Here is a 24,926-nt window from a genome sequence, read left to right on the forward strand (position 1 = left end):
AACGCCCGCCCGCAGCCCGTCCTGCGTGAATGGCTCACCCGCATCACCGAAGAACTCGCCAAACACGACGCCAACAACCCGGAGACACCGTCCGCGCCGTACGCGGTCAACCTGATCGTCCACAAGAGCAACGACCGCCTCGACGAGGACCTCGCGACCATCGTCGAGTTCGAGGTCCCGATCGTCATCACGTCCCTCGGCGCCCGCGCCGACGTCAACGAGGCCATCCACAGCTACGGCGGCATCGTCCTCCACGACGTCATCAACAACAAATTCGCGAAGAAGGCCGTGGAGAAGGGCGCCGACGGCCTCATCGCCGTCGCGGCCGGCGCGGGCGGACACGCGGGCACCCTGTCGCCGTTCGCGTTGATCCAGGAGATCCGCGAATGGTTCGACGGGCCGGTCCTGCTGTCGGGCTCCATCGCCCACGGCCGCTCGGTCCTCGCCGCGCAGGCCGCAGGCGCCGACCTCGCCTACGTCGGCTCCGCGTTCATCGCCACCGAAGAGGCCAACGCAGACCAGGGCTACAAGCAGATGATCGTCGACTCCACCGCATCCGACATCGTCTACTCCAACCTGTTCACCGGGGTGCACGGCAACTACCTGCGCGGCAGCATCGAGGCCGCCGGACTCGACCCGAACAACCTCGCCGTATCGGACCCGTCCGCCATGAGCTTCCGCGGCGGAAGCGCCAAAACGAAGGCATGGCGCGACATCTGGGGATCCGGACAGGGGATCGGCACCGTGCGCTCCGTGCAACCGACGGCGGAACTCGTCGACCGGCTCGTCTCCGAGTACGCCGCGGCCAAGAACTACCTGCTCGCGCTGTAACCTTCCGCCCGCACGAGTTCGACGAACGCGTGCCCGACCGGGGAGAGCATGTCGGGATCGAATGCGATCCCGAAGGTGCGGGCAATCGTCGGCTCCGCGCGGCGGACCACCGCGCGGTCCTGGGCCGCCTCCGCGATCGACCGTTCCAGCAGGGTTCCGCCTATTCCCGCGAGTACCAGGGGAAGTCGCGCCTCGCGGTGATCGGACAGCGCCGCGAGAGTGGGGCGTGCGCCGGCGCGACGGATCGATTCCTCGATCTCATTGGCGACGGAGTGGCCGCGGGGGACGAAGACCATCGGGATGTCGGGAAGCGCGGCGAGCGGAACGGGACCGTCCGGCAGGTCGGTGCCCGGTGGGTACACGAGCCAGTACTCCTGTTCGCCGAGTTCGACGACGTCCAGGCGGGCGTCGTCCAGCGGGAGGTGGGCCACCACGAATTCGCAGTGGCCATCCTCGATCAGCGACCCGGCCTGTGCCTCGTCTTTCAATTCACCCAACCGGACCATCACATTCGGGTGGGTCCGCCGGAATTCGGTGACGAGGTCGACGAGGGGTCCGATCGCCAACGCCGGAAACGCCATGATGTCCAGTCGGCCGGCGAGTGCCCCGTCGGAGGTGGCGAGGAGGTCTTCGACGGCGGTGACGTCGCGCAGGATCTGCCTGCTCGGCCCGACCATGCTGCGCCCTGCGGCGCTGAGCACCATGCCCCGGCCGATGCGGTGGAACAGCTGCACACCCAGTTCCCGCTCGAGCCCGCGCAATGCCTGCGAGATGGTGGGCTGTGCGACACCGAGCGACGCGGCGGCCCCGTTGATGCCTTCGTGTTCCACGACGGCGAGAAAGTACTCGACCTGACGCAACTCCATGTGCTCAGTTCCTCACTCGGGTGCCGGTGTTCGGGTGGCCTGCGCGATCGCGACGAACGCCGAGGCCGCCGGTGATCCCGGCCCGGACCGCTGCACGAGACCGACGGGACGGGTCAGCTTCGGCGTCATCGACCGGATCGAGACCCCGCGCAACTGTTCCTCGGCGACGAGGCGGGGGAGGACGGTGGCCCCCGCGCCGCGCATCACCAGCTCCCACGTGGCGCCCGGGTGCGTGCAGTCGATGACGACGTTCGCGGGCTCGCCGACGAGCTCGGTGATCAGCGCCGCGTCGCTCTTGTCCCCGAGATCCTGAACGAGCGGAATGTCGCGGACGGCCGAGCGGGGCACCGGATCGGGAAGCGTCTCGGCGAGGGCGCCGGGCAGGGCGAGTACCAGCTCCTGGTCGCCGATGGGGACCGAGCGCAGTGCGCTGTGGTCGACGGACAGGTCGATCACCCCGAGTTCGGCCTCGCCGCGGCGCAGGGCGCCGAGGACGCCGGTGGGGCCGTCGGCGTCGATGATGCGGACCGTCACGCGGGGGTACTGCTCCCGGAACCGGCGCACCAAATCGACGATCGGATCGATCGAGAACGCCGCGTAGGTGACGACGTCGACGCGGCCGGACACGAGTTCGCGCACGGCGGCGACCTTCGCCTTGGCCCGTTCGACGTCGGCGAGGATGCGGCGGGCGGCGACGTCGAGGGTGCGGCCGTCCTCGGTCAGCTCGAGACGCCGCCCGGTGCGGTCGAACAGGGTGACACCGAGGCGGCGTTCGAGTGTGCGGATTGCCTGCGAGAGCGACGGTTGCGAGATGTAGAGGGACTGCGCGGCCCTGGTGATCCCGCCGTGATCGACTACCGCGACGAAGTAGGTGACGAGATGCAGGTCCACGCGGTCATCGTACGGAAGCCGTGATGCGGGCTGTGCCGATCATGCGGCTAGCGGCCACGCCACACCGGCGGGCGCTTCTCCGCGAAGGCGCGTGCACCCTCCTGCGCGTCCTCGGAAGCGAACACCGGATCGAGGAAGCGGCGTTGCCCGATGAACGCGTCGGGGTCGGTGTAGTTGGCGGACATCGCGACGACCTGCTTGGTGGCGCGCACGGCGAGGGGACCGTTGGCGGCGACCCGTGCCGCCAGTTCGCGTGCGGTGTCGAGGGCCTGTCCGGGCTCGGTGAGCCGGTTGACGAGTCCGTGCGCGTGCGCCACCTCGGCGGTGAGGGGGTCGCCGGTGATCGCCATCTCCATCGCGATCGGGTACGGCAGCACCTTCGGCAGTCGCAGCAGGCCGCCGCCGGCGGCGGCGAGCCCCCGCTTGACCTCGGGGATGCCGAACTTGGCGTCGCGGGCGGCGACGATCAGATCGGCCGACAGTGCCAATTCGCAGCCGCCGGCCAGCGCCCAGCCCTCGACCGCGGCGATCAGCGGCTTCGTCGGCGGGGCCTCCGTGATTCCGCCGAAGCCGCGTCCAGGCAGCGACGGCCGCTCCCCGCGGGTGAACGCCTTCAGATCCATGCCCGCGCAGAACGTTCCCCCGGCGCCGGTGAGGATCGCGATCGTCAGGTCGGGCCGCGCCTCGAACTCGTCGATCGCGGCGGCGAGTGCCTTGGCGACCTCGAGGTCGACGGCGTTCTTCGCCTCCGGCCGGTTCAGGGTGATGACGGCGACGCCGTCGGAGAATTCGGTGAGAACCACGCTCATGGGGTGTCTTCCTTACGGTGTCGGGGTCCAGCGTTCGGGGTGCCCGCCGAGTGAGCGGATGCTCCCGCGGTCGGCCAGAACGAGCAGGTGGGCATGGGTTTCGCGGACCGCGAGGCGGAGCAGGCGGTCGGACATGGATTCGAACGGCCGCGACCACGAGATGTGCTGCGAGATCTCCCACGCCGTCGATTCGGGGCGCACCCCCAGGGCGTCGACGATCTCCGCGAGGCGTTCCTCGTGATGACCCATCAGCTGCCGGGCGCGGTCGGCGATGCCCCGGAAGCGGTACTCGTGGGCCGGCAGCACCTCGCCGTCGGGCATGGAGGTGGTGGCGTGCAGCGACAGAAGATAGCGGTGCAGCGGGTTCTCCAGCTCGCCGGGGACCGTGGAGATGTTGGGACTGATGCGGGGCAGCATGTGGTCGCCGCTGAACATCAGCCCGTGGGTGTCGTCGACGAAGGTCAGATGACCGGGAGTGTGCCCCGGGGTCCAGACCGCCCGCAGATCCCAGCCCGGCAGGTCCAGGGGAGTGCCGTCATCGAGCACGACGTCCATGGATTCGCCCGCTCCCAGGCGAACGAGGTCGACGCGGGCGGCCGCGAGGATGTCGGTGGGGGCCCCGAGTTGGGCGAGCTGGGTGTTCCACAGCTGTTCGTCGTCGGCGGCGTCCTCCGGCGAATGGTGGCCGAGGAGTGCGGCATCCGCGCCGTGCATCGCGAGCGCGGCCCCGCTGACCTCCCTCAGCCGCGGCGCGAGACCGAAATGGTCGGGATGCAGGTGGGTGACGGCGGCGTACCGGACGTCGGTGACGTGGTGCCCGGTCTGGGCGATGCCGTCGACAAGGGCCCGCCATGACTCTTCGGAATCCCAGCCGACGTCGATCAGGGCGAGGCCGTCGGGCAGCGCGAGCGCGTAGATCAGAACGTAGCGCAACGGGTTTCGCGGCATCGGCACCGGGATCGACCACAATCCGGGTCGTACCTGCTCGACCGGTGGCAGGACGCCGCGGGCCCACGCCTCGCGCTGGACGGTACCGACGTCTTCGGTGACGATCACGACGGCACCTCCGTGGCGCGGAGCCCTTCGCGCAGGGTGCGTTTGAGGATCTTGCCGCTCGCTCCGCGCGGAAGTTCGGCGACGTAGACGATCTCCCGCGGCTTCTTGTACGACGCGAGCCGGGCGGCGGTGAACGCGATCAGGTCCTGCTCGTCCGGTCGGTTCGACGGATCGACGAGCCGGACGACCGCCGTCACGGACTCACCCCACGTCCGGTGCGGCACGCCGACCACTGCCACCTCGGCGACCGCCGGATGCTCGGCGAGCACCGATTCGACCTCGATCGGGTACACGTTCTCGCCTCCCGTGATGATCATGTCCTTCACCCGGTCGGTGACGAACAGGTAGCCCTCCTCGTCGATGTGCCCGGCGTCGCCGGTGCGCAGAAAACCGTCGTGGGTGAGCAGTTGCGCGGTCTCGTCTGGCCGCCGCCAGTAACCCGTGACGTTGTTGCGTGAGCGGCACACGATCTCCCCGGATTCGCCCACCGGAAGCCGGGCGCCGGTCACCACGTCCCGGATCTCGACCTCGACACCGGGCATGGGTTTGCCGGCGGAACGCAGCAGGTGCGCGCGGTGCCCGGACGGGTCGTGGTCCTCGACGGCGAGGGCGGTGACCGAGCCCGTCGTCTCGGTCATGCCGTAGCGCTGCACGAATCCACAGCCGAGGCGATCGATCGCGCGCCGGAGCAGAGTGGTGGTGATCGGCGCCGAACCGTAGGCAACCAGTTCGAGGCTCGACACGTCGTAGCGGTCGAGGTCGGGCACGTCGAGGAGCATCTGAATGGTCGACGGAACCAGGAAGGTGTGGGTGATCCGATGCCGTTCGACGAGTTCGGCGACCTGTCGGGCGTCGAACGCGCCGAGCAGCACCACGTGGACGCCGGCCGACAGGCACGTGCTCAACCAGCCGGCACCCGCGATGTGGAACAGCGGCATGGCGTCGAGTGCCACCGAGCCGGGCTTCCAGCGATAGATCAGCAGGCCCTGCGGCTCGTTGTGCAGGTTGCGATGCGTCGCGACGACGCCCTTCGGGAAGCCCGTGGTGCCCGATGTGTAGAGCTGCAGCACCTCGGCGTCGGGGTCGTCCCCGAGACCCGGATCGGTGGCGGTGCCGGACGTGACCAGCCGGTCCCACGTCCAGGTGCCGGGCCGAAGAACGTCGCCGTCGGCGGCGTCGACGACCACCACGACCACACTCGGGAGCGCGTCGCGGACGGCGTCCGCGGCGGCGGCGAATTCGGATTCGACGATCAGTACCTGGAGTTCGGCATCGACCGCGATCGCGGCGGCCTCGGCGGGCGGGAGTCGCCAGTTGAGCGGGACGAACACCAGCCCCGACTTGGCGGCGGCCACGAACATCTCGACCCCCTCGGTGCGCATCCGGAGCAGTGCCCCGACCCGGCCGCCGCCGGATGTCAACGCCGACAGCGCGGTTGCGATCCGATTGGTCCGCCAGTCGAGCTCCGCATACGTCAGCGTGGTGTCACCACACGTCACGGCCGGTGCTCCGGGCCGTTCTGCGGCATGGCGCCGCACGCGCTGGGGAAGATGCAGACCGCTCACATCACGCTCCTCGATGACTCGTCGACGCCGCCGGGGAACCGGGTGACGCGTGCTGCCAGTCGACCACCCGTGTGAGGCCGGAAACAAAGTCACAGAGCCGAACGGACAGTGAGGAATCGCCTATGGATGCCCGGCCGAGCGGCCTCGCGGCGTTTGTAGACTGGCGTAATGGCCGCCACCCCCGCCCTGAACCCCGAGGATGTTCAGCGTGCTGCGGCGGCACTGCACACCCCCGACATCGACGGGTGGGCCAACCGGTTCGAACTGCTGTCCGACGGCAACCGCCTCCGACTGCTGTTGTGTCTGCACCACGCCCCCGACATCTGCGTCGGCGACCTGGCGGCGGCACTCGACATGACCGGGACCGCCGTCTCGCACGCGCTGCGACTGCTCCGCAACCAGGGGTGGGTGTCGGCGACGCGGGACGGTCGATCGATGCGGTACCGGCTCACCGACGACACCGTGCACGAACTGCTGCACACGATCGGGGCCACGCACTATCACAATCACCCGGGTGCCGAAGAGGAAAGGTGAATCCCGACATGGAGAACGATCCCGGACTGCTGCCGCTCGACGGCATCACCGTCGTGGCACTCGAGCAGGCCGTGGCCGCTCCGCTCGCCACCCGCCATCTCGCGGACATGGGTGCGCGGGTCATCAAGATCGAGCGCGTCGGTGAGGGAGACTTCGCCCGCAACTACGACGACGCGGTGTTCGGGCAGGCCTCGCATTTCGTGTGGCTGAATCGGTCGAAGGAGTCGCTCGGCGTCGACCTGAAGTCCGAGGTGGGTCGGGACACCGTCGCGAAGCTGATCGCGAAGGCCGACGTCTTCGTCCAGAATCTCGCCCCCGACGCCGCCGACCGTCTGGGGTTCGGCGCCGACGAGTTGCGCGCCGACCACGAGGAACTGATCGTCGTGAACATGTCGGGCTACGGATCGGCGGGGCCGCGGCGCGAACGCAAGGCCTACGACATGCTGGTCCAGGCCGAAACGGGGATGATCTCGGTGACCGGCACCCCCGACACCGCAACCAAGACGGGTGTTCCGGTGTCCGACATCGCGGCGGGAATGTACGCGATGACGTCAGTTCTCGGTGCCCTGTTCCGGCGGTCACGAACCGGGGTGGGGGCGCGGATCGACGTGTCGATGTTCGACGCGACCGCCGAGTGGCTGGGCCACCCGATGTACATGAAGATGTACGCCGACAAGCAGATCCCGCGCGTCGGGCTCGGTCATGCGGCGATCGTCCCGTACGACTCCTACCCCACCCTCGACGGGCAGATCCTCATCGGTGTCCAGAACGACCGCGGGTGGCGGCAACTGGTGACCGACGTGTTCAAACGCCCCGAACTCGCCGACCACCCCCGGTTCGCGACCAACATGCTGCGCGTGCAGCACCGCGCCGAGGTGGACGCCCTCGTCGCCGAGGAGACTCAACGCTTCACGAGCGCGGCTCTCGACCAGGCGCTCGCGGACTCCGGGATCCCGGCGGCGGAGCTCAACGACATGGGCGGGCTGATCGAGCATCCGCAGCTGGATCAGCGCGACCGCTGGCGTGACATCGGCACCGAGGCCGGGCCGATCAGGGCGATGCTGCCCCCGATGACGTTCTCCGACGTGGAGATGCGGATGGGCGACGTGCCCGCGCTCGGCGCGCACACCGATCGGATCCTCGGTGAACTGGGCTGGTCGGCGGACGATATCGCGACGATGCGCGACCAGGGCGTCGTCGGCTGACGACACGCCGCAGCCCCGGCCCGAGTGAGGCCGGGGCTGCAGCTCGCTCTTCGCTCAGGGTGTGGCGAAGAACTGCTCTACGGCCGGCTGTGCGTTGGGATTACCCACACCGATGCCGATGACGGCGCCGGCGATGGTGCCGACCACTGCGCCGACGATGCAGCCGGCAATGAAGTTGGGGAAGATCGACACGCACCCGATGGCCATGCCCACGTTGGAACCGATCGCCATGCCCTGCAGGCCCGCGTTGTTCCAGCCGGTATTGATCTCGTTGGTCATCTTGTCGAAGGCGTCCTGCTTCCCTTCGTTCTCCGGGAAGAACTGTTCGGCCACCTGGCTGCTGCCGCCGTCGGCTGCCGGGGTCATCAGCGGCTGCGACCAGTCGATTCCCTGAGGTGCGGGATCGGCATACGCAGTGCCCGCCCCGACGGCCATCGCGGAGATGACGAATATGGACAATGCCAGAGTTTTCAAGAGTTTCATGGAAATTCCCACCATGTCGTAGGACGAACACGGTCCCCACCTGAGTGCACCGAACATCGTTGTGCGTGGACCATATTCGCTGGAAAACCGGAACGGCTACATGCATATGTGGGTGCGCGGTGATGCTCCCCGTGTGCGAACTAACCCATAGCCCTCCCGAAATCGTCTTCGGAGTCGGACGGAAAGCCCCGCTACGGGGTTCCGAGGAATTCGTAAACCGCTGGTGGCGCAGCGGGGTTCGCGTTGCTGATACCCGTGACCGCGCCGATCGCTGCGCCCACCGCGGCACCGGGGAGGCACCCGCCGAGGATGAGGAAGACGCACCCGACGACGAATCCGATGCCTGCGCCGATCGCGGTCGCGGTCCCGCCGCCGTTGTCCCAGCCGATCTGCAGTTGCTCGACCATGTTGTTGTACGCCGAATCCCTGTCGACCGGGGTGAGGGCGAGGGTTCCCGCGACAGGGGTCGTCGTGGGTGTCAGGTTCAGGAACCGGCCGGCGTCGGTGATGACCGGATCGATCGCGAACTGCACACCGGCGATCGAATAGCGCAGGGGGATCATGCCCACCGGGGTGCCCGAATCGTTGACGATGTCGACGGCGGCGGCCGTCCGCGACAGGGTGAAGTGCCCGGCGTCGAGTGCCGTGCCGACCGATCGGCCGTCGGCGCTCAGGCTGGTGTGCGAGATGACGGCCTGGTCGGCGGGAGTGGGGGCGGCATACGCGGTACCCATTCCGACACACAGGGTGGCGATCAGCAGCGCTGCCGGTGCTGTCACTCTATGCAGTTTCATGGTGTTTCCCATGCGTAGTAGCGGATGACAAACGACAAATCTGGTTCGACCTGGCGCTTCACAGTTGCCCCGACCGGCGAAAGCGTCCGTAACCTGCCTACTGCAGACATCTTCCCCCTTCGGATGCCCCAGTTTTCGGCCTTTCCGCAAAATACGTGCGTATCGGGGTGTCGGTGCAGGGATTACACCGTGAGCCGGTAGAACCGGAAGAACGCGAAATCCTCGATCGGCAGGACGTCCATGGTGCCGAAACCGGCCGCCTCGGCGTAGCCGCGCAATGTGCTCGGGCGCATGACCGTTCCGGTGCCCGCGCTGGGTGTGTGGTTCATGCCGTCGGGAAGACACACGGTGAGGCTGAATCCGTACATCAGACGCTCGATGTCGCTTCCCGGGGCGGAGAACTCGTCGTCCACCGCCTCGTCCATCACGATCATCGCGCCACCGGGAACCAGTGCCTTGCGGACCGCGGACAGCACGTCGACGGGCGCGGGCATGTCGTGGATGCACTCGAACGCGAACGCGGCGGTGTAGCTGCTCTCGGGGATCCCGGCCGCATCCGATTCGGTGATCGTGATCCGATCGGCGACGTCCGGCCGCTCGCGCACATTGGACCTCGCGAGTTCAACGGTCGCGGTGTCGATGTCGTAGCCGTGGAGCCGGGCATCCGGGTAGGCACGCGCGAGTGCGATCGTGGACCAGGCGCCGCCGCATCCGACGTCGGCGATGGTGGCACCGGGCGTCCGGAGCAATGCATCCACCTCGGGAACCGATGCCAGTGCACCGGGAAGAACCTGCTCGTACCACGGCCGATTCATGTCGGCCTGCGACTCACGGGCATCCGTGCCGTACTGCGCCCAGCCCACACCGCCGCCCGTGCGGTACGCCTCCAGCAACGCGGGCATCTGCGTGGTCGCGGCGACGAAGATCCGCGCCAGCGGTGCAAGATAGTTGAGACTCTGCTCGTCGGTGAGTACTTCGGCGGCGCCGGCCGGAAGCGTGAACGTCCGTGGCTCCGAATCGTCGACCGTGAGAAGTCCCGACACGGCCTGCTGTTCGAGCCATTCCCGCGCGTACCGCGGGTGGGTGGTGGTGCGTTCCGCCAGTTGGTCCGCGGTCGCCGGACCGTCCGAAGCGAGACTGCGGTACCAGCCGAGACGGTCGCCCAGATGGACGGCGAGGAGGTCGATCGCCCCGAGCGATGCGTCGAAAATGCGCTGGGACACGGCCCCGGCGTCGGCTTCGGGTATGGACATCGCTGACCTCCGGTGGGAGTGCGGGCGAAGCTTCGTCTCCCCATCGTGGGCTACCTGGTCGGCGGTGTCACGGATCGTTCGCCGGGCGAATGAGGGTCGGTCGCGGGAAGCCGGAAACCCCAGGGCAACTCGAGACGATGCTGGGCGAGCAGCGCGGGGTCGCCGAGCAGTTCCAGGATCGGACCGTCGGCCACCAGGTGTCCCTCGTCGAGGATCACGGCGCGCGTGCACAACTGGGCGGCGTACGGCAGGTCGTGCGTGACGAGCAGCTGCGTGGTGTCGATACCCAGGAGGACGTCGGCCAGTTCGCGTCGGGCGACGGGGTCGAGATTGCTCGACGGCTCGTCCAGCACGAGGACGTCCGGGGCGCACGCGAGGACCGTCGCCAGCGCGACGCGGCGGCGCTGCCCCACGGAGAGGTGCGCGGGATTGCGGTCCGAATGTGCCGTCATGTCCACGGCCGTCAGCGCGTCGTGCACCCGCTCGTCGAGCGCGGTCCCGGTGACCCCGAAGTTGACCGGACCGAACGCGACGTCCTGCGCGACGGTCGGCATGAACAACTGGTCGTCGGGGTCCTGGAAGACGATGCCGACGCGGCGCCGGACCTCCCGCACCGTGTCCCGGGACGCCCCCCGCGACAGCTCCAGCCCGCCCACGGTGACACTGCCCTCGGTGGCCGTCAGAATGCCGTTGAGGTGCAACATCAGTGTGGTCTTCCCGGCCCCGTTCGGACCGAGGACGGCCACCCGCTCGCCGGGTTCAACCGTGAGGTCGATCCGGTGCAGCGCGGCCCTGCCGTCCGGATACGCGAACGAGACGCCCTCGAGATGCACGGCCGCGGTCATCGGAGCACCCACACGGTGACACAGATCCCCACCGCGCACACGGCGGGCACGAGCCCCGCCCGCCACATCGCAGCGGTCGCCGGGGGCGCGCCGATCGTGGGAACGGAACCCGTGAATCCCCGCGACAGCATGGCCAGGTGGACGCGCTCGCCGCGCTCGTAGGACCGCACGAACAAGCCGCCGACGCCCCGGGCGGTGGCACCGATCTGCCGGAACGTCCGGGGGTCGTCGCCGCGGGAGAGCCGGGCGGTGCGCATCCGCTCGACCTCGGCGGTCAGCAGGTCGAGGTAGCGCAGCATCAGCACCACGATCGTGGTGAGCATCGCGGGTACGCGCAGCCGCGCCAGACCCAACGGCAGGTCCCGGGCCGGCGTCGTCGCGGCGAGTGTCAGCGAGACCAGGACGCCGAGCGTGCCCTTCACGAGAATGCCCCAGGCGGCGTAGAGGCCCGCGACCGACAGCGACAGTCCGAGGACGGTGACGCGTGCACCGCCCTCGGCGAACGGCAGGAGGAGCGCGAGCGTCACGAATGGCAACTCGATCAGCATCCGCGGTCCGATCCACGTGAGCGCAATGCCGGCGATCCGCCAGATCACGATCAGGATCGCGAGATACCCGGCGAACGCCCAGAACGCCTCGCGTGGCGTCGCGACCACCGCGAAAACGAAGACGACGGCGCAGACGATCCCGACCTCGGCCGGCAGCCGGTGCACGGGGGACGTGCCGTCGAGGTAGAGCGGATGGGCGTGGCCGGCTCCCACGGTCAGGGGCTCGTTCGGTTGCGCCGCACGCGGGCGAGCAGCCAGAACAGGCCACCCGCGACGACGAACGTGGCGGTCGCGCCGATCACGCCCGCGACCCCGGTGAGATGCGACCGGCCGCCCACCGTGTAGTCGGCGAGCGGCGAGTCCGACAACGGGTGGGCGGACGCGTTCTGGGCGATGCAGTCACCCTCGAGCGTCTCCCCGGTGTCGGTTTCCACGGTTTCGCACCCGCGAGTGGTCGCGGAATCCAGACCGTCAGGACTCGAGCTGGCGAGGTACGAGACCGCGCCGGCGACGAGCAACGCCACCAGCGCGAAGCCGATGAGGAATCGGCGCAGCGAGACCGGCGACGACGTGCTCATGCCCGCACCTCGACTCGGCGGGGCGTCGTCCGCAGCAGGTACACGAGGTCGGGGCGCGCCTTCGCCACGGCCGTCACCGTGACGGCGGTGATGAGGCCTTCGCCGATGCCGATCAGCACGTGCGCCCCGAGCATGTACACCGCCACCGCGCCCAGCGACGTCGAATCTCCGGACGTCGCATGACCGCCGATCGCGTATTCGAGGACGAAGCCCATCGACGCCGCCACCGTTCCGCACAGTGCCGCGGCGAAGGCGAGCGCACCGAGGATGCGGAAGCGCAGTCGCTGCTGTCGCACCACGAGTGGACGCAGGGCCACCGCGACGCCGTAGCCGACGGCCACCCCGATGATCGCCATGTTGGTGATGTTCGCTCCGAGCGCCGTCAGCCCACCGTCGGCGAACAGCAGGGCCTGCACGATCAGCACGATCGAGACGCAGAGCATGCCGGTGTAGGGGCCGACGAGGATGGCGGCGAGCGCGCCGCCGAGGAGGTGCCCGCTCACACCGGGAAGGATCGGGAAGTTGACCATCTGGACCGCGAAGATGAAGGCCGCCACGAGACCGGCCATCGGGGCGGTGCGTTCGTCGAGTTCGGAGCGCGCGCGCCACGCGGCGATCGACAGTCCCGCCACCGCGACGACGACGAACAGCAGGGAGGTCGGCGCATTGATCAGGCCGTCGCTCATGTGCATTGCCACGGGTTCCACGGCGTCTCCTCCGGCCGGCAGCTGATCCTTCGAAGTCTAGTTTCTCGTATGAACACTTGAACAGGTGTTCATGGGTGCCGGTGAGCGCGTGTGTGGTCTCCGCGGATCCCGGGTCAGTGCCAGGTGTGGTCGACGAGCGCCGTCCGGGGCCCGAACTTGGGTTTGACGGCCTGTCCGCTCACCTCCAGCAGGCGTACCGCGCGATAGCGGTGCGGCTGCAGCGGAGCCAGGTACTCCACCATCTCGGCGTCGTCGAGGGGCTTGCCGAGCAGCGACCACCCCACCACCGCGGCGAGGTGATAATCGCCGACCGACAGGGCGTCGGGATCGCCGAGCGCACGCTGCGACACCTCGGCCGCCGTCCAGATCCCGACGCCGGGGACGGACATCAGCCGGCGATTCGCTTCCTTGCGGGGGAGGTCGACGATCTTCTCGAGCCGGTCGGCGACCTGCGCGCAGCGGACGATCGTCCGGGACCGGCTGGGGTCGACGTTGGCCCGGTGGAATTCCCACGACGGAACCCGCCGCCACACGTCCGCGGTCGGCGGTAGTCGCATCCCGTCGGGGGCGGGCCCGGGCGCGGGCCCACCGAACTTCCACACGAGACGCCGCCACGACGCGAACGCGGCGAGGCCGTGCACCCGCTGCTCGAGGATGGCGGGAACGAGGGCCTCCATCACCCGGTCGGTGCGGCCGAGGCGCAGGTGCGGGAATCGGCGGTGGGCCTCGACGAGGATCGGATGGTCGGGGGCGAAGTCCGCGCAGTCGTCGTGGTCGCCGACGAGGCGGCCCAGTCCGGCGGACAACTCGTGGGCGCCCGCACCCCACGCCTGACAGCGCACCGAGTGGCGGTCGACCTGGGTGAGGCGATAGGTGACCGGCCCCGACTTCTGCACCGACGTCCGCCAGATCGAGCCGTCGGCCGTCCGGCGGTGGCAGGGGTCGCCCTTGCCGCGTTGCAGCGGCTGCAACGACATGGCGACGTCCAGGGGACGCCGCGCGGTCACGGTGGTCTCGACCACCTCCAGCGAAACCGTCATCGAATGCAGCGTATCCACTCCGAAGGCGACCGCTACCGGCGGATGTCGGAGCGCGCACGTAAAGTCCCAGCCATGATCATCGTGAGTACCGACGGATCCTGTCTCCGCAACCCCGGTGGGGCGATCGGCTGGGCATGGGTCAATCACGAGGGTCCCAGCCAATCGGGTGGCGAACCCTCCGGGACCAATCAGATCGCCGAGCTGCGGGCCTTGCTCGAAGCGATCATCGCGCATCCCGGGGAAGATCCGCTGCTGATCGAGTCCGATTCCCAGTACGCCATCAAGTGCGCGTCGGAGTGGCTGCCCGGTTGGAAGCGCAAAGGCTGGAAGACGGCGGGTGGCGCCCCCGTCAAGAACCTCGCACTGGTGCAGTCCATCGACCGGGCCATCAGCGAACGGCCCGGGCCCGTGCGTTTCCGCTGGGTTCGCGGCCACGTCGGCAATCACTACAACGAGATGGCCGACGTTCTCGCGGGCGAGGCGGCCCGCGCCGTCGCGTCCGGTGCGCTCGCGCCGGCGCCGGTCTCTGCCCCTGCCCCCGCCCCCGCGCCTGCACCGGCAGTCGTCGCGCCGTCCACCCCCGAGGCCGAGGACGCGTTCACGCTGTTCTGAGTCGGCCCCGTTCTGATCTGCCGGGGTCTGCGTCCGGCACTGCGTCGAGGAGAAGACTGTTGTCCGAGGATCTGCGAGTGCAGGAGTTCTGGCGTGCGCTGGGGCTGCCCGGCATCATCGACGTTCACACCCACTTCATGCCCGCGAACGTGATGGAGAAGGTGTGGGGTTACTTCGACGCAGTCGGTCCCCTCACCGGACGTGAGTGGCCCATCCACTACCGGCACGAAGAGGACGTCCGCGTCGAACACCTCCGTGGGTTCGGTGTCAGGCGGTTCACGTCGATGATCTACCCGCACAAGCCGGAGATGGCCGCGTGGCTGAACCAGTGGTCGGTCGAGTTCGCCCAACAGACCCCCGACTGTCTGCGGACCTCTACGTTCTACCCGGAGGAGTCCGCGGCCACGTATGTCGCCGAGGCGGTCGAGTCGGGGACGCGCGTCTTCAAGTCCCACATCCAGGTGGGCGATTACTCGCCGAACGATCCGCTCCTCGACCCCGTGTGGGGTGTGCTGCAGGAGTCGGGTGTCCCGGTGGTCATCCATTGCGGGTCGGGGCCGGCGCCCGGCACCTACACGGGCCCCGGCCCGATCGCCGAGTTGCTGTCGCGGTACCCGAGGCTGCACCTGATCATCGCCCACATGGGTCTGCCGGAGTACCGGGAATTCCTGGACTTGGCCGACCAGTACGGCAACGTGTATCTCGACACCACGATGACGTTCACGGACTACACCGAAGCGGCCACACCGTTTCCGCGCGACCAGGTGCACCGGCTGGCGGATCTGCAGGAACGCATCGTGTTCGGCAGCGACTTCCCCAACATCCCGTATCCCTACCTCGACGCACTCGAGGGACTCACCCGATTCGACCTGGGCGAGCCGTGGCTGCGAGCGGTGTGCCACGACAACGCGGCGCGGCTCTTCGCGATCGTCTGACGACGGGGTGCGGTGCCGCGTCGATCCGGTTCCGTGTCACCGTCATTCACACTCCGACCAGTCAGCACTGCTCTCGCCCGGGCGCAGGGTGCCGAACGTCCACTCGAATCCCTCGAGGTCGAGGACCCGGCACCGGTAGTTGCCCCATGGGGTGTTCGCGGGTTCCCAGACCGAGGTGGCGCCGGCCTCGATCGCCGTCGCGTAGAGCTCGTCGACTTCGCTGTCGCCGCCGACGCTGAGATACGTACCGTGCCCGACGGTCTCGCCGCGGAGCGCAGGCCGGTCGTAGTTGCCGTCGTCGCTGAAGACCATGATGGCGGCGTCGCCTCGTCGCAATTCGGAATGCATGATCCCGCCGTTGTCGTCCGGGAATTCGAGGGTGGTCTCGAAACCGAACGCGCGCTCCAGCCAGCGCAGAGCGGCCGGGGCGTCACGGTAGGCGAAGTACGAGTGCAGGACGGCCGGGCGGTTCTCGGTAGTGGTCATGGGGCGACGATACGAACGATCGAGGTCAGCCACGGTCCGCAATATCCGTAGCCCCGGAATGTCGACGCGGGCGCGGACCCCGCTGACCGAGCTGCCCTGCGCTAGAAAGGATTCCACCAGTTGATGAACGCGATATAGAGATTGGTCGGGAAGAAGAACTCCCAGTCCAATCCCATGTACGGCAGGTCGGGCAATATGCCGATCATGATCCCGTCCCGTTGTTCGTCAGGGCGGCCAACAGGTGCAGCAGGTTGGCAATCAGCGGCGGGAAGATGTCGATGTCCACCCAGTTCATGAGACTCTCCTCGGGTCGTCCCGACCTGCCTGGCGTATCGCCTGCGGCGTGACCTGCGTTACCACGTCCAAGCTGCGGGAGCGGAGCGCAGTGAGGACTACCGCAGGCAGGAGAGTGCCCTCGGCAGGATTCGAACCTGCGACCTACCCTTTAGGAGAGGGTTGCTCTATCCCCTGAGCTACGAAGGCGCGGTGCACGCGCGGGGCGCACACCGAGGTGAGTGTAGCGGGAATGGTGGTGCGCTCGCGATGGGGAGGGCATGGTTGTCGCAGATGTTCTGGAAGTGACGACGGAACGGGAGACGCACATGTCCGAGATCGACTTGACCGACCTCGCTGCGCGGCACGACGGTTCGCTGAACTTGCACGGTTATCTGGCGAGGCCGTCCGGTGAGGGTCCGTGGCCGGGTGTGGTGATGGTGCACGAGGCGTTCGGCTTGGACGACGTGATGCGCCGGCAGGCGGACAGGCTGGCGGCGGCGGGGTTTCTGACGGTTGCGCCGGATCTGTTCAGTGCGGGTGGTGCGCGACGCTGTCTGGTGTCGACGATGCGGGCGATGCTCTCGGGGAAGGGCCGGGCGTACGGCGACATCGAGGCTGCCCGTCAGTGGTTGTCCGGCTCGTCGGACTGCACGGGGAAGATCGGTGTCATCGGATTCTGCATGGGCGGCGGGTTCGCCCTGATGACCCTGCGCACGGGGTTCGATGCGGCGGCCCCGAACTACGGGGTCCTGCCGCGCGACCTCGAGGGGGCGGTGGCGGGTGCGTGCCCGGTGGTCGCCAGTTACGGCGGCAAGGACTTCGCGCTGCGGAATGCGGCGGCCAAGTTGGAGGCGGCGCTGACGAAGGCCGGCGTGGCTCACGATGTGAAGGAGTACCCCACTGCCGGTCATACGTTCTTGAACGACGAACTGGCCGGACCTAAGGTGCTGCGTCCCCTGGCGAAGGTCACAGGGATGGTGCCCGACCCGGAAGCCGCCGCCGACGCATGGAAGAGGATCGACGGCTTCTTCGGGGAGCACCTGAGTTGATCAGTGGATGTACTGGCGGGCGCTCGACGTGGCGTGCCGGTAGTCGAGTCCGCATGCCCGGACGACCTGCCCGAGACTGAGGTAGCCCTCGACGCTGGTGGCCTTCGCGAATTTGCCGTCGGCCCGCACCGTGACCGTGACGCTGGACGCGACCGAATCGACCCGTGCGAGTTCGTACTCGTCGACGCCGTCGGCGGCCTGAGCCACGCAGGTGACAGCGCCCTGGGCGTACGCGATCTCGATCAGGTCCTCGATCATGTGCAGGCTCCTCGCCTCGAAGTAACGAACTGAGGTTAGCCTTAGCTACTCGGCCTCTGTCAAGTCCCTCGATGCGGAATGCCGTCCTCGACCGTGGTTCGCGAACGGTCCCGGCGTAACGTGACCCACGCTTTCGGACGGTGACAGCAAGGACTGAGAAGGGTTGCAGGTGTTCCATGGCTGACCGCACTTCCTCGACGGGCTCGATCGGATCGGAACCGGGTGATGGCTCAGGGACGGGACCGGCCGGTGAGCCGCATCTCTCCAGGCAGCTCGCCAACCGGCACATCCAGCTGATCGCGATCGGCGGAGCAATCGGCACGGGTCTCTTCATGGGATCCGGGAAGACGATTTCGCTGGCCGGACCGTCGGTGATCTTCGTCTACATGATCATCGGCTTCATGCTGTTCTTCGTGATGCGGGCGATGGGCGAGCTGCTGCTCTCCAACCTGCATTACAAGTCGTTCTCCGACTTCACTGCCGACCTGCTCGGCCCCTGGGCCGGGTTCTTCACCGGCTGGACGTACTGGTTCTGCTGGATCGTCACCGGCATCGCCGACATCGTCGCGATCTCCGGTTACGTGCAGTACTGGTGGCCCGACCTCCAGTTGTGGATCCCGGCGCTGGTCGCCATCGCGGCGCTGCTGCTGCTGAACCTGCCGACCGTGCGGGCGTTCGGTGAGACCGAGTTCTGGTTCGCGCTGATCAAGATCATCGCCATCGTCAGCCTCATCGTCGTCGGACTCGTGATGGTGTTCACGCACTTCACGTCGCCCAACGGTTCGGAGGCCGGCTTCGACAACCTGTGGAACGACGGCGGCATGTTCCCGACCGGGGCGATGGGCTTCGTGGCCGGATTCCAGATCGCGGTCTTCGCGTTCGTCGGTATCGAGCTGGTCGGCACCACGGCGGCCGAGGCGAAGGACCCGGAGAAGAACCTGCCGAAAGCCATCAACTCGATCCCGATCCGCATCCTGCTGTTCTACGTGGTCTCGCTGATCGTGATCATCTCGGTCACGCCATGGCGTGAGGTCGTCCCCGGCGAGAGCCCGTTCACGGCGATGTTCACCCTCGCCGGTCTGGGGATCGCAGCCGGAGTCATCCAGTTCGTGGTGCTGACGTCCGCGGCGTCCTCGGCGAACTCGGGAATCTACTCGACGTCCCGGATGGTCTACGGCCTCGCGCAGGAGGGTGACGCGCCGGGCCGGCTCGGCAGGCTCTCCTCCCGCAAGGTCCCGGCCAATGCGCTGATGTTCTCGTGCGCCTTCCTGCTGTCGGCGATCGCGCTGCTGTTCTCCGGCGACTCCGTCATCGAGGCGTTCACGACTGTGACGACAATCTCATCGGTGCTGTTCATGTTCGTGTGGACGATGATCCTGGCCAGCTACATCGTGTACCGGAAGCGTCGCCCCGATCTGCACGAGGCGTCGAAGTTCAAGATGCCCGGCGGTGTGGTGATGTGCTGGGTCGTCCTGGCGTTCTTCGTGTTCCTCATCTGGGCGTTGACCCAGGAGGCGGACACCCTGGAGGCGCTCCTCGTCACCCCGGTATGGTTCGTCGTGCTCGGGATCGCGTGGGCGGTGATCCGCCGGCGTGCCCCGCACCGCGCCCGCTACGCCGCATTCAAGGCAGAACTCGAGGACCGCCGAACATAAACGTTCGGTAACGGTGGCGCGGACCTATATCGTTTTGTTACATTCGTCGCCAGACAGAGGAGCCCACCCCGGACGGGGAGAGCTGCAATCCGACGACTGACGAGGTATTCACTGTGGGTTCCCACCACCGGGCAAACGGGTCTTCCGTTCGCTTCGAGATCGATCCGGACACGGCGCGCGGACGCCATCGCAACCAGCAGACCGGAGCGGGTGTGGGCATCAAGGCCGCGACTGTTGCGGCCGCCACCGGAGCCATCGTGGTCGGCGCAGCCCAGCTGGGCGCCGGAAACGCTGCTGCCGCCCCCGTCGACTCCCACGAGACGAGCGGCGCGCAGACGCTGCCGGGTGTGCCGTTCGAGATCCCGGCCGGTGTCCTTCCCGCCGGCTTCGAACTGCCCGCAGACCTCGGTGCCGCCGCCCAGAACCTCGGCGGCCCGGACCTCGGCGCTCAGGCGCAGCAGTGGCTGTCCAACGTCAACCCGGTCAAGCCGCACGCGGTTCAGCCGGTGTCGGGCAAGCTGACCTCCAACTTCGGTTCCCGCTGGGGAGCGCACCACGGCGGCATCGACATCGCGGCGCCCATCGGCACCTCGGTGCTCGCGGCGGCCGACGGTCAGGTCATCGACGCCGGCGCGGCGTCCGGTTTCGGACTGTGGGTGCGTCTGCTGCACGACGACGGCACCGTCACCGTCTACGGACACGTCAACGACTACACCGTGAGTGTGGGGCAGCGCGTCACCGCCGGGCAGGAGATCGCCCACGTCGGTAACCGCGGCCAATCCACCGGACCGCACCTGCACTTCGAGGTACACGACGCGAGCGGTAACAAGGTCGATCCGGGGCGCTGGCTGCAGGACCGCGGCGTGGCCGTCACCTGGGGCGACGCAGGCGCCAACGCGTAAGGGCCTATTCCGGCTCGAGGTCGTCGTCGTTGCGGAACACGAGTGGTCCGCTGTCGAGGGCGATCGCCCAGCGGCGTGAGACGGCCCAGTCGCGGCCGTACGAATCGTTGCTGATGTCCTGGACGCCGGCGAAATCGTCGACGATGACGCCGGCCTCCAGGGGCCACTTCTTCTCGGCCAGTTCGTGATCGGCCGAATGCCGCGTTTTCACGCGCGTGCCCACGGAGAACTCTGGTTTCTTCTTGGAGTCGGTATCAGGCGTCATCTCAAGTCCTTCCGCTCACCAGCGTCTGGTTCGAGGTTAGCCCGCCATCCCGCATTCGCGCGGGATGAACGGATATGCTCCCCCGTGAGCGCAGTTCGACGCGCAGTTGGGGAGTGGTATGGGTCGCGAAGTGACGTCTCGGACATTCACCCGAGAAGACCGGCGCCTGTTCCGGCAGAAGGTGCTCATGTGCGTCGACGCGCTCGAGAGGATGCTGCGGGAGGGAGCGTTCGTCGACGAGGTCGACCCGCCGAGACCCATGCTGGGCATGGAGATCGAGTTCAATCTCGTCCATGCCGACATGACGCCCGCGATGTCCAATCTCGCAGTCCTCGAGTCGATCGACGACGACGCCGTGTTCCAGACCGAACTCGGTCAGTTCAACGTCGAGATGAACGTTCGGCCGGGTCCCCTGATCGGTGAGGGGACGTTCGAGCTCGAACGCACCCTGCGGGCATCGCTGCACGTCGCCGACGCGCGGATCCACGGACACGACGCCCAGCTGGTGATGGTGGGCATGCTCCCGACGTTGCAACTCGAGCACCTCGGCCGCGAGTGGATCACCGCGAATCCCCGCTACGAGCAGCTCAACGATCAGATCTTCGCCGCGCGCGGGGAGGACATCGAACTCGACCTCGAGGGTGTGCCGCTCGAGGGCCGGCTCGCCGAACAGCTGAAGGTGGACGCCAATTCGGTGCTCCCGGAAGCCGCATGCACGTCGCTGCAGTTGCACCTGCGCGTCGCGCCGGACGAATTCGCCGCGCACTGGAACGCCGCGCAGTGCCTGGCCGGTGCCCAGGTGGCCCTCGCCGCGAATGCACCGTTCATGGCAGGCAAGGCGCTGTGGCACGAGTCGCGCATCCCGATCTTCGAGCAGGCCACCGACACGCGGCCGCTGGAGCTGAAGAACCAGGGTGTGCGGCCGCGTGTGTGGTTCGGCGAACGATGGATCACGTCGGTCTTCGACCTGTTCGAGGAGAACTCCCGATACTTCCCGGCGCTGCTGCCGGAGGTCTCCGACGTCGACCCGTCGGCCGAACTCGACGCGGGCCGGGTACCGGACCTCAGCGAACTGCAGATGCACAACGGCACCATCTACCGATGGAACCGCCCGGTGTACGACAGCGACGACGGCAAGCCGCACCTGCGGATCGAGAACCGGGTGCTGCCCGCGGGCCCGACGGTGCTCGACACGATGGCGAACGCCGCGTTCTACTACGGCGCGCTGCGCGGGCTCGTCGAATCGGATCGGCCCGTCTGGTCGCAGATGTCGTTCAACGCGGCCGAGGAGAACCTGCACGCGGGCGCCAAGTACGGTATGGACGCCGAGTTGTACTGGCCCGGTGTGGGGTTCGCGGGCGCCGACGAGCTCGTCCTGCGGCGGCTGCTGCCGATCGCCGACGAGGGGCTCGCCGCGTTCGGGCTGTCCGCGAAGGCCCGCGACCGCTACCTCAGCGTCATCGAGGGCCGATGCGTCACCCGGCAGACGGGGGCGTCGTGGCAGCGTGCGCAGGTGGTCCGGCACGAGAACGCCGGTCTGAGCCGCCCGGAAGCCCTGGCCGCCATGTTGCGTCAGTACGTGGAGAACATGCGTGAGGGCAGCCCCGTCCACACCTGGCCGGTGTGAACGAAGCCGCCGTGGCTCTCACACGGTGGCCGACCAGCTGTCGGGGCCGAACACCTCGTAGTGGATGTTCTCGGCGGGCACGTCCTTCGCGAGGAGCGCCTCCCGCATTCCGAGCATGAACGGCAACGGACCGCACAGGTAGGCGCGAGTGCCGGGCGCGATCGCGACCTCGCCGAGGTCCGCGCGTCCCTCCCGCAGGCTGCCCTCGGGCCGGCGGGCGCCCAGGTCTTCGTACCAGCGGTGCATCACCGCGAACGGCAGACGTTCCACCAGTTCGGTCAGCTCCGCGCGGTGCGCGTGACTGCTGGCGGACCGGTCGGCGTGGAGCACCGAGATCGGTCGGCTGTCCTCGGTGTCGGCGAGGTGGCTGAGCATCCCGATCATCGGCGTGCACCCGATGCCCGCGGACACGAGCAGCAGCGGCGCGTCGTCGTCCTGCAGGACGAGATCGCCGAACGGCGTCGACACCGTCACGATGTCGTCTTCGAAGACGTTCTGGTACAGGAATTTCGACACCTCGCCCGCTCGCTTCACCGAGATCCTCCAGTCACCGCGCGACGGGGCCGACGACAGGCTGTACTGACGGATCTGGCGCGCGCCGTCCGGCAGGTGCACCGCCACGGACAGGTACTGCCCCGGAGCGAACGACGGAAGCGGCGAGTCGTCGAGGGAAGTGAGCACGAACGAGACCGTGTCGGCGGACTCGTGGCGGCGCTCGCGGACCCGCACGTCCCGCCACACGTCGCCGACCGCCACTCCCGCCGAGGCGTACAGCCCGGCTTCCATCGCGATCAGGGTCTCCGCCATCAGCCAGTACACCTCGTCCCAGGCCGCAGCGACCTCGGGAGTGACGGCGTCGCCGAGGACCTCGACGATGGCCGCGAACAGGTGTGTGTGCACGATCGCGTACTGCGCGGGCTCGATCCCCAGTGAGGCGTGCTTGTTCGCGATCCTCGACAGGATGAGGTCGACGCGCGCCTGATCGGGCTCGAGTTGGAGGGCCGCGAACGCGGCGATGGCCCCGGCCAGCGCTTTCTGCTGTTCGCCCTGCTTCTGATTTCCGCGGTTGAACAGGTCACGTTCGAGTTCGGGGTGCGCGTCGAACATCTTGCGGTAGAACAGCGTCGTGATGTCCGAGATCGCGGCGCCGACCACGGGCAGGGTGGCGCGGATGACGTCCGTCGAGGTGGGCGAGAGCATGTCATTCTCCGATCGTTCGAGAAATCTGGGAAGTTGTGGCGGCGGCTACGCGTGGGAGGGTGAGCAGCACGGTTCCGGTGGGGGACCGGGTGAGGTCTTCGATGGTGAGGGCGTCCAGCGACTCGAAGAACGCGTTCTGCGCGCGTCGCAGCGCCGACCGCAGCAGGCAGCCCGATCGCAGCGGGCACGGTTGGGCGCCGTCGCAGTCGACGACCTCCGCATCGCCTTCGAGTCGGCGGGCGAGCCAGCCGACGGACGCGGTGCGCCCGAGTTCGGTGATGGCCAGACCGCCCGCGCGTCCCCGGCGTGCGTCCACGATGCCGAGTTCACCCAGCCGGGTAATGACCTTGGCGGCGTGGGTGTACGACACCGACAGTTCCTCGGCGATCGCCCGGCTTCCCGGTCGTTCGCCCTCCCCGGCGACGGCCAGTCGCATGACCACCCGCAGTCCGAGGTCGGTGAACTGTGTGAGTTGCATGACCCGAACGTACTTTAATTCGCATTCCGAATACCAAATTTGTGACCGACGTCGCTCAGGCGGATCTGGTCGGAAAGTGCAGTGGCCCAGCAGGATTCGAATAGGGCACAGGACCCCACCTTCTCATCATCGTCGAAGTCGGGGCCCACGGCTACGGGCGGAGAGCCCGAGTTGGTGGGGACTTAAGTCCCTCGTCGAAAGGCGAAGGGCGGCAGACGCGAAACGGAGGCCGGGGATAGTGTGAAGTCATGAGCACACGGGACCGCAACAGCGTCGTCGTCGGTGTCGACGGATCGGACACCTCGAAGTCCGCTGTTCGGGTGGCCGCCGAACTGGCCACCGAACGTGGACTGAACCTGAAGATCATCCACGCACTCGACTTCGCCCCGTACGGGTTCGGCGGTCCCTACATGGATTCGGGCGGCGTGTACGAGTGGGTGGAGGCCAGCGGCAAGGCGATTCTCGCCGAAGCGCAGGAGCAGGCGTTCGCGGTCAATCCCATCATCGACGTCCACACCGAACTGTCGATCGGCAGCAGCGCCCAGTGGCTCGTCGACCTGTCCGAGAACGCCCGGATCGTGGTCGTCGGCGCGTCCGGGTCCGGAGCGGCCGCCACCGCACTGCTCGGGAACACGGCGATCAACGTCACCAGCCACGCGCACTGCCCGGTCGTCGTGGTCCGCGGCGACGCCCATGCAGGCGGACCCGTCGTGGTCGGCGTCGACGGCAGCCCCACCAGTGAGCGGGCGATCTCGGTGGCCTTCCAGGAGGCGTCGCTGCGGAATGCGCCGTTGGTGGCCGTCCACGTCTGGAGTGACCTCGGACCGAAAGCGTTCGAGGACCCGCGGGCCGCGGCCCTGGTGCCGCAGGGACTCGAGGAGGACGAACACGCCGTTCTCGCCGAGAGCCTCGCCGGCTGGCAGGAGAAGTACCCCGACGTGCGGGTCACCCGGGAGGTGTACATCGACAATCCGCGGGCGCGACTGCTCGAGTGGTCGAAGAAGGCGCAACTGCTGGTGGTCGGCAGCCGTGGGCGCGGAGGATTCAAGGGGATGCTGCTCGGATCGACCAGTAACAGCCTGGTCGGTGGTGCGCATTGCCCGGTAGTCGTCGTGAGGCCTGCACGTCCCTGACGCGATTGTTCGCAGTAGTGTCTGGGTTGACGCAGGAACAGGTTG

At 68.0% G+C, this 24,926-nt stretch carries 28 protein-coding genes and 1 tRNA gene; 10 read left to right on the top strand and 19 right to left on the bottom strand.

Annotation, left to right across the window (positions count from 1 at the left end; translation table 11 throughout):
* On the top strand, nt 1-831 hold an 831-nt coding region (locus tag ACNJ7E_RS18755; protein WP_418340684.1), incomplete at its 5' end, for an NAD(P)H-dependent flavin oxidoreductase.
* On the opposite strand, the gene ACNJ7E_RS18760 is transcribed toward ACNJ7E_RS18755, so the two are convergent.
* From ACNJ7E_RS18760 to ACNJ7E_RS18780, 5 genes are read right to left on the bottom strand one after another with little or no spacing between them, the layout of a single operon-like run.
* Complete coding sequence (locus tag ACNJ7E_RS18760; RefSeq protein WP_280780380.1) at nt 813-1,697, bottom strand: LysR family transcriptional regulator; 885 nt, start codon at nt 1,695-1,697, stop codon at nt 813-815. The genes ACNJ7E_RS18755 and ACNJ7E_RS18760 overlap by 19 nt on opposite strands.
* Before the next feature lie 12 nt (nt 1,698-1,709).
* Complete coding sequence (locus ACNJ7E_RS18765; RefSeq protein ID WP_280780379.1) at nt 1,710-2,588, bottom strand: LysR family transcriptional regulator; 879 nt, start codon at nt 2,586-2,588, stop codon at nt 1,710-1,712.
* Nucleotides 2,589-2,635: 47 nt separating this feature from the next.
* The gene (locus tag ACNJ7E_RS18770) at nt 2,636-3,397 is read right to left on the bottom strand and encodes a crotonase/enoyl-CoA hydratase family protein (RefSeq protein WP_280780378.1); all 762 of its coding nucleotides are present in this window, start codon (nt 3,395-3,397) and stop codon (nt 2,636-2,638) included.
* 12 nt (nt 3,398-3,409) lie between these two features.
* Entirely contained in the window at nt 3,410-4,453 is a 1,044-nt protein-coding gene (locus ACNJ7E_RS18775; protein ID WP_418340685.1) for an MBL fold metallo-hydrolase, read from the bottom strand.
* The gene (locus tag ACNJ7E_RS18780; RefSeq protein ID WP_418340686.1) at nt 4,450-6,018 is read right to left on the bottom strand and encodes a long-chain-fatty-acid--CoA ligase; all 1,569 of its coding nucleotides are present in this window, start codon (nt 6,016-6,018) and stop codon (nt 4,450-4,452) included. Before ACNJ7E_RS18780 ends, ACNJ7E_RS18775 begins: the two co-directional genes overlap by 4 nt.
* A gap of 168 nt (nt 6,019-6,186) precedes the next feature.
* Between ACNJ7E_RS18780 and ACNJ7E_RS18785 the strand changes: the two genes are divergently transcribed.
* Nucleotides 6,187-6,552, top strand: coding sequence for an ArsR/SmtB family transcription factor (locus ACNJ7E_RS18785; protein WP_280780375.1), 366 nt, complete (start codon nt 6,187-6,189; stop codon nt 6,550-6,552).
* Nucleotides 6,553-6,560: 8 nt separating this feature from the next.
* The gene (locus ACNJ7E_RS18790; protein WP_280780374.1) at nt 6,561-7,757 is read left to right on the top strand and encodes a CaiB/BaiF CoA transferase family protein; all 1,197 of its coding nucleotides are present in this window, start codon (nt 6,561-6,563) and stop codon (nt 7,755-7,757) included.
* A 54-nt stretch (nt 7,758-7,811) separates the two neighbouring features.
* On the opposite strand, the gene ACNJ7E_RS18795 is transcribed toward ACNJ7E_RS18790, so the two are convergent.
* The 8 genes from ACNJ7E_RS18795 to ACNJ7E_RS18830 form a co-directional block, all read right to left on the bottom strand.
* Nucleotides 7,812-8,240, bottom strand: coding sequence for a hypothetical protein (locus tag ACNJ7E_RS18795; protein ID WP_280780373.1), 429 nt, complete (start codon nt 8,238-8,240; stop codon nt 7,812-7,814).
* A 191-nt stretch (nt 8,241-8,431) separates the two neighbouring features.
* Complete coding sequence (locus ACNJ7E_RS18800; protein ID WP_317568287.1) at nt 8,432-9,034, bottom strand: DUF8020 domain-containing protein; 603 nt, start codon at nt 9,032-9,034, stop codon at nt 8,432-8,434.
* A 182-nt stretch (nt 9,035-9,216) separates the two neighbouring features.
* On the bottom strand, nt 9,217-10,287 hold the full coding sequence (locus tag ACNJ7E_RS18805) for a methyltransferase domain-containing protein (protein ID WP_418340687.1): 1,071 nt from the start codon (nt 10,285-10,287) through the stop codon (nt 9,217-9,219).
* Nucleotides 10,288-10,337: 50 nt separating this feature from the next.
* Nucleotides 10,338-11,132, bottom strand: coding sequence for an energy-coupling factor ABC transporter ATP-binding protein (locus ACNJ7E_RS18810; protein WP_283353273.1), 795 nt, complete (start codon nt 11,130-11,132; stop codon nt 10,338-10,340).
* Complete coding sequence (cbiQ, locus tag ACNJ7E_RS18815) at nt 11,129-11,893, bottom strand: cobalt ECF transporter T component CbiQ (RefSeq protein WP_105415374.1); 765 nt, start codon at nt 11,891-11,893, stop codon at nt 11,129-11,131. Before cbiQ ends, ACNJ7E_RS18810 begins: the two co-directional genes overlap by 4 nt.
* 2 nt (nt 11,894-11,895) lie before the next feature.
* Complete coding sequence (locus ACNJ7E_RS18820; RefSeq protein WP_105415372.1) at nt 11,896-12,258, bottom strand: PDGLE domain-containing protein; 363 nt, start codon at nt 12,256-12,258, stop codon at nt 11,896-11,898.
* Complete coding sequence (locus ACNJ7E_RS18825) at nt 12,255-12,950, bottom strand: energy-coupling factor ABC transporter permease (RefSeq protein WP_418340697.1); 696 nt, start codon at nt 12,948-12,950, stop codon at nt 12,255-12,257. Before ACNJ7E_RS18825 ends, ACNJ7E_RS18820 begins: the two co-directional genes overlap by 4 nt.
* A gap of 128 nt (nt 12,951-13,078) precedes the next feature.
* Entirely contained in the window at nt 13,079-14,005 is a 927-nt protein-coding gene (locus ACNJ7E_RS18830; RefSeq protein WP_418340688.1) for a DNA-3-methyladenine glycosylase family protein, read from the bottom strand.
* A gap of 72 nt (nt 14,006-14,077) precedes the next feature.
* Between ACNJ7E_RS18830 and ACNJ7E_RS18835 the strand changes: the two genes are divergently transcribed.
* Together ACNJ7E_RS18835 and ACNJ7E_RS18840 are read left to right on the top strand one after the other, a co-directional pair.
* Complete coding sequence (locus ACNJ7E_RS18835) at nt 14,078-14,617, top strand: ribonuclease H family protein (protein WP_317568290.1); 540 nt, start codon at nt 14,078-14,080, stop codon at nt 14,615-14,617.
* A gap of 59 nt (nt 14,618-14,676) precedes the next feature.
* Nucleotides 14,677-15,552 carry an amidohydrolase family protein gene (locus tag ACNJ7E_RS18840; protein ID WP_283336311.1) on the top strand — a complete coding sequence of 292 codons (876 nt, stop codon included), beginning with the start codon at nt 14,677-14,679 and terminating at the stop codon, nt 15,550-15,552.
* 42 nt (nt 15,553-15,594) lie between these two features.
* Here the strand turns inward: ACNJ7E_RS18840 and ACNJ7E_RS18845 are convergent, their stop codons facing one another.
* Both ACNJ7E_RS18845 and ACNJ7E_RS18850 read right to left on the bottom strand, forming a co-directional pair.
* Complete coding sequence (locus ACNJ7E_RS18845; RefSeq protein WP_418340689.1) at nt 15,595-16,038, bottom strand: VOC family protein; 444 nt, start codon at nt 16,036-16,038, stop codon at nt 15,595-15,597.
* Nucleotides 16,039-16,448: 410 nt separating this feature from the next.
* Nucleotides 16,449-16,521 (bottom strand) — tRNA-Arg (locus tag ACNJ7E_RS18850).
* Between the two features lie 71 nt (nt 16,522-16,592).
* Here ACNJ7E_RS18850 and ACNJ7E_RS18855 point away from each other — a divergent pair.
* Nucleotides 16,593-17,363: a dienelactone hydrolase family protein gene (locus ACNJ7E_RS18855; protein WP_418340690.1), complete on the top strand. Its 771-nt coding sequence runs from the start codon at nt 16,593-16,595 to the stop codon at nt 17,361-17,363.
* Here ACNJ7E_RS18855 and ACNJ7E_RS18860 read toward each other — a convergent pair whose 3' ends face one another.
* Nucleotides 17,364-17,621, bottom strand: a complete 258-nt coding sequence (locus ACNJ7E_RS18860) for a hypothetical protein (protein WP_105415257.1) — start codon at nt 17,619-17,621, stop codon at nt 17,364-17,366.
* Nucleotides 17,622-17,797: 176 nt separating this feature from the next.
* Between ACNJ7E_RS18860 and cycA the strand changes: the two genes are divergently transcribed.
* Together cycA and ACNJ7E_RS18870 are read left to right on the top strand one after the other, a co-directional pair.
* Nucleotides 17,798-19,276 (top strand): D-serine/D-alanine/glycine transporter, encoded by a 1,479-nt coding sequence (cycA, locus tag ACNJ7E_RS18865; protein ID WP_280780363.1) that lies wholly within the window; start codon nt 17,798-17,800, stop codon nt 19,274-19,276.
* Nucleotides 19,277-19,389: 113 nt separating this feature from the next.
* Nucleotides 19,390-20,178: a M23 family metallopeptidase gene (locus ACNJ7E_RS18870; protein WP_280780362.1), complete on the top strand. Its 789-nt coding sequence runs from the start codon at nt 19,390-19,392 to the stop codon at nt 20,176-20,178.
* Between the two features lie 4 nt (nt 20,179-20,182).
* On the opposite strand, the gene ACNJ7E_RS18875 is transcribed toward ACNJ7E_RS18870, so the two are convergent.
* On the bottom strand, nt 20,183-20,443 hold the full coding sequence (locus ACNJ7E_RS18875) for a hypothetical protein (protein WP_005251602.1): 261 nt from the start codon (nt 20,441-20,443) through the stop codon (nt 20,183-20,185).
* A 118-nt stretch (nt 20,444-20,561) separates the two neighbouring features.
* Between ACNJ7E_RS18875 and ACNJ7E_RS18880 the strand changes: the two genes are divergently transcribed.
* Nucleotides 20,562-22,070 (top strand): glutamate-cysteine ligase family protein, encoded by a 1,509-nt coding sequence (locus tag ACNJ7E_RS18880; RefSeq protein ID WP_005254223.1) that lies wholly within the window; start codon nt 20,562-20,564, stop codon nt 22,068-22,070.
* Nucleotides 22,071-22,088: 18 nt separating this feature from the next.
* Here the strand turns inward: ACNJ7E_RS18880 and ACNJ7E_RS18885 are convergent, their stop codons facing one another.
* Both ACNJ7E_RS18885 and ACNJ7E_RS18890 read right to left on the bottom strand, forming a co-directional pair.
* Nucleotides 22,089-23,270: a globin domain-containing protein gene (locus tag ACNJ7E_RS18885; RefSeq protein WP_280780361.1), complete on the bottom strand. Its 1,182-nt coding sequence runs from the start codon at nt 23,268-23,270 to the stop codon at nt 22,089-22,091.
* Nucleotide 23,271: 1 nt separating this feature from the next.
* Entirely contained in the window at nt 23,272-23,748 is a 477-nt protein-coding gene (locus ACNJ7E_RS18890; protein WP_280780360.1) for an RrF2 family transcriptional regulator, read from the bottom strand.
* A 248-nt stretch (nt 23,749-23,996) separates the two neighbouring features.
* Between ACNJ7E_RS18890 and ACNJ7E_RS18895 the strand changes: the two genes are divergently transcribed.
* Nucleotides 23,997-24,881, top strand: a complete 885-nt coding sequence (locus ACNJ7E_RS18895) for a universal stress protein (RefSeq protein ID WP_105415249.1) — start codon at nt 23,997-23,999, stop codon at nt 24,879-24,881.
* Nucleotides 24,882-24,926: the final 45 nt, after the last annotated feature.

This window comes from Rhodococcus mengyinensis, from assembly GCF_048381435.1.
In the GTDB taxonomy this organism is placed as follows: domain Bacteria; phylum Actinomycetota; class Actinomycetes; order Mycobacteriales; family Mycobacteriaceae; genus Rhodococcus_F; species Rhodococcus_F opacus_D.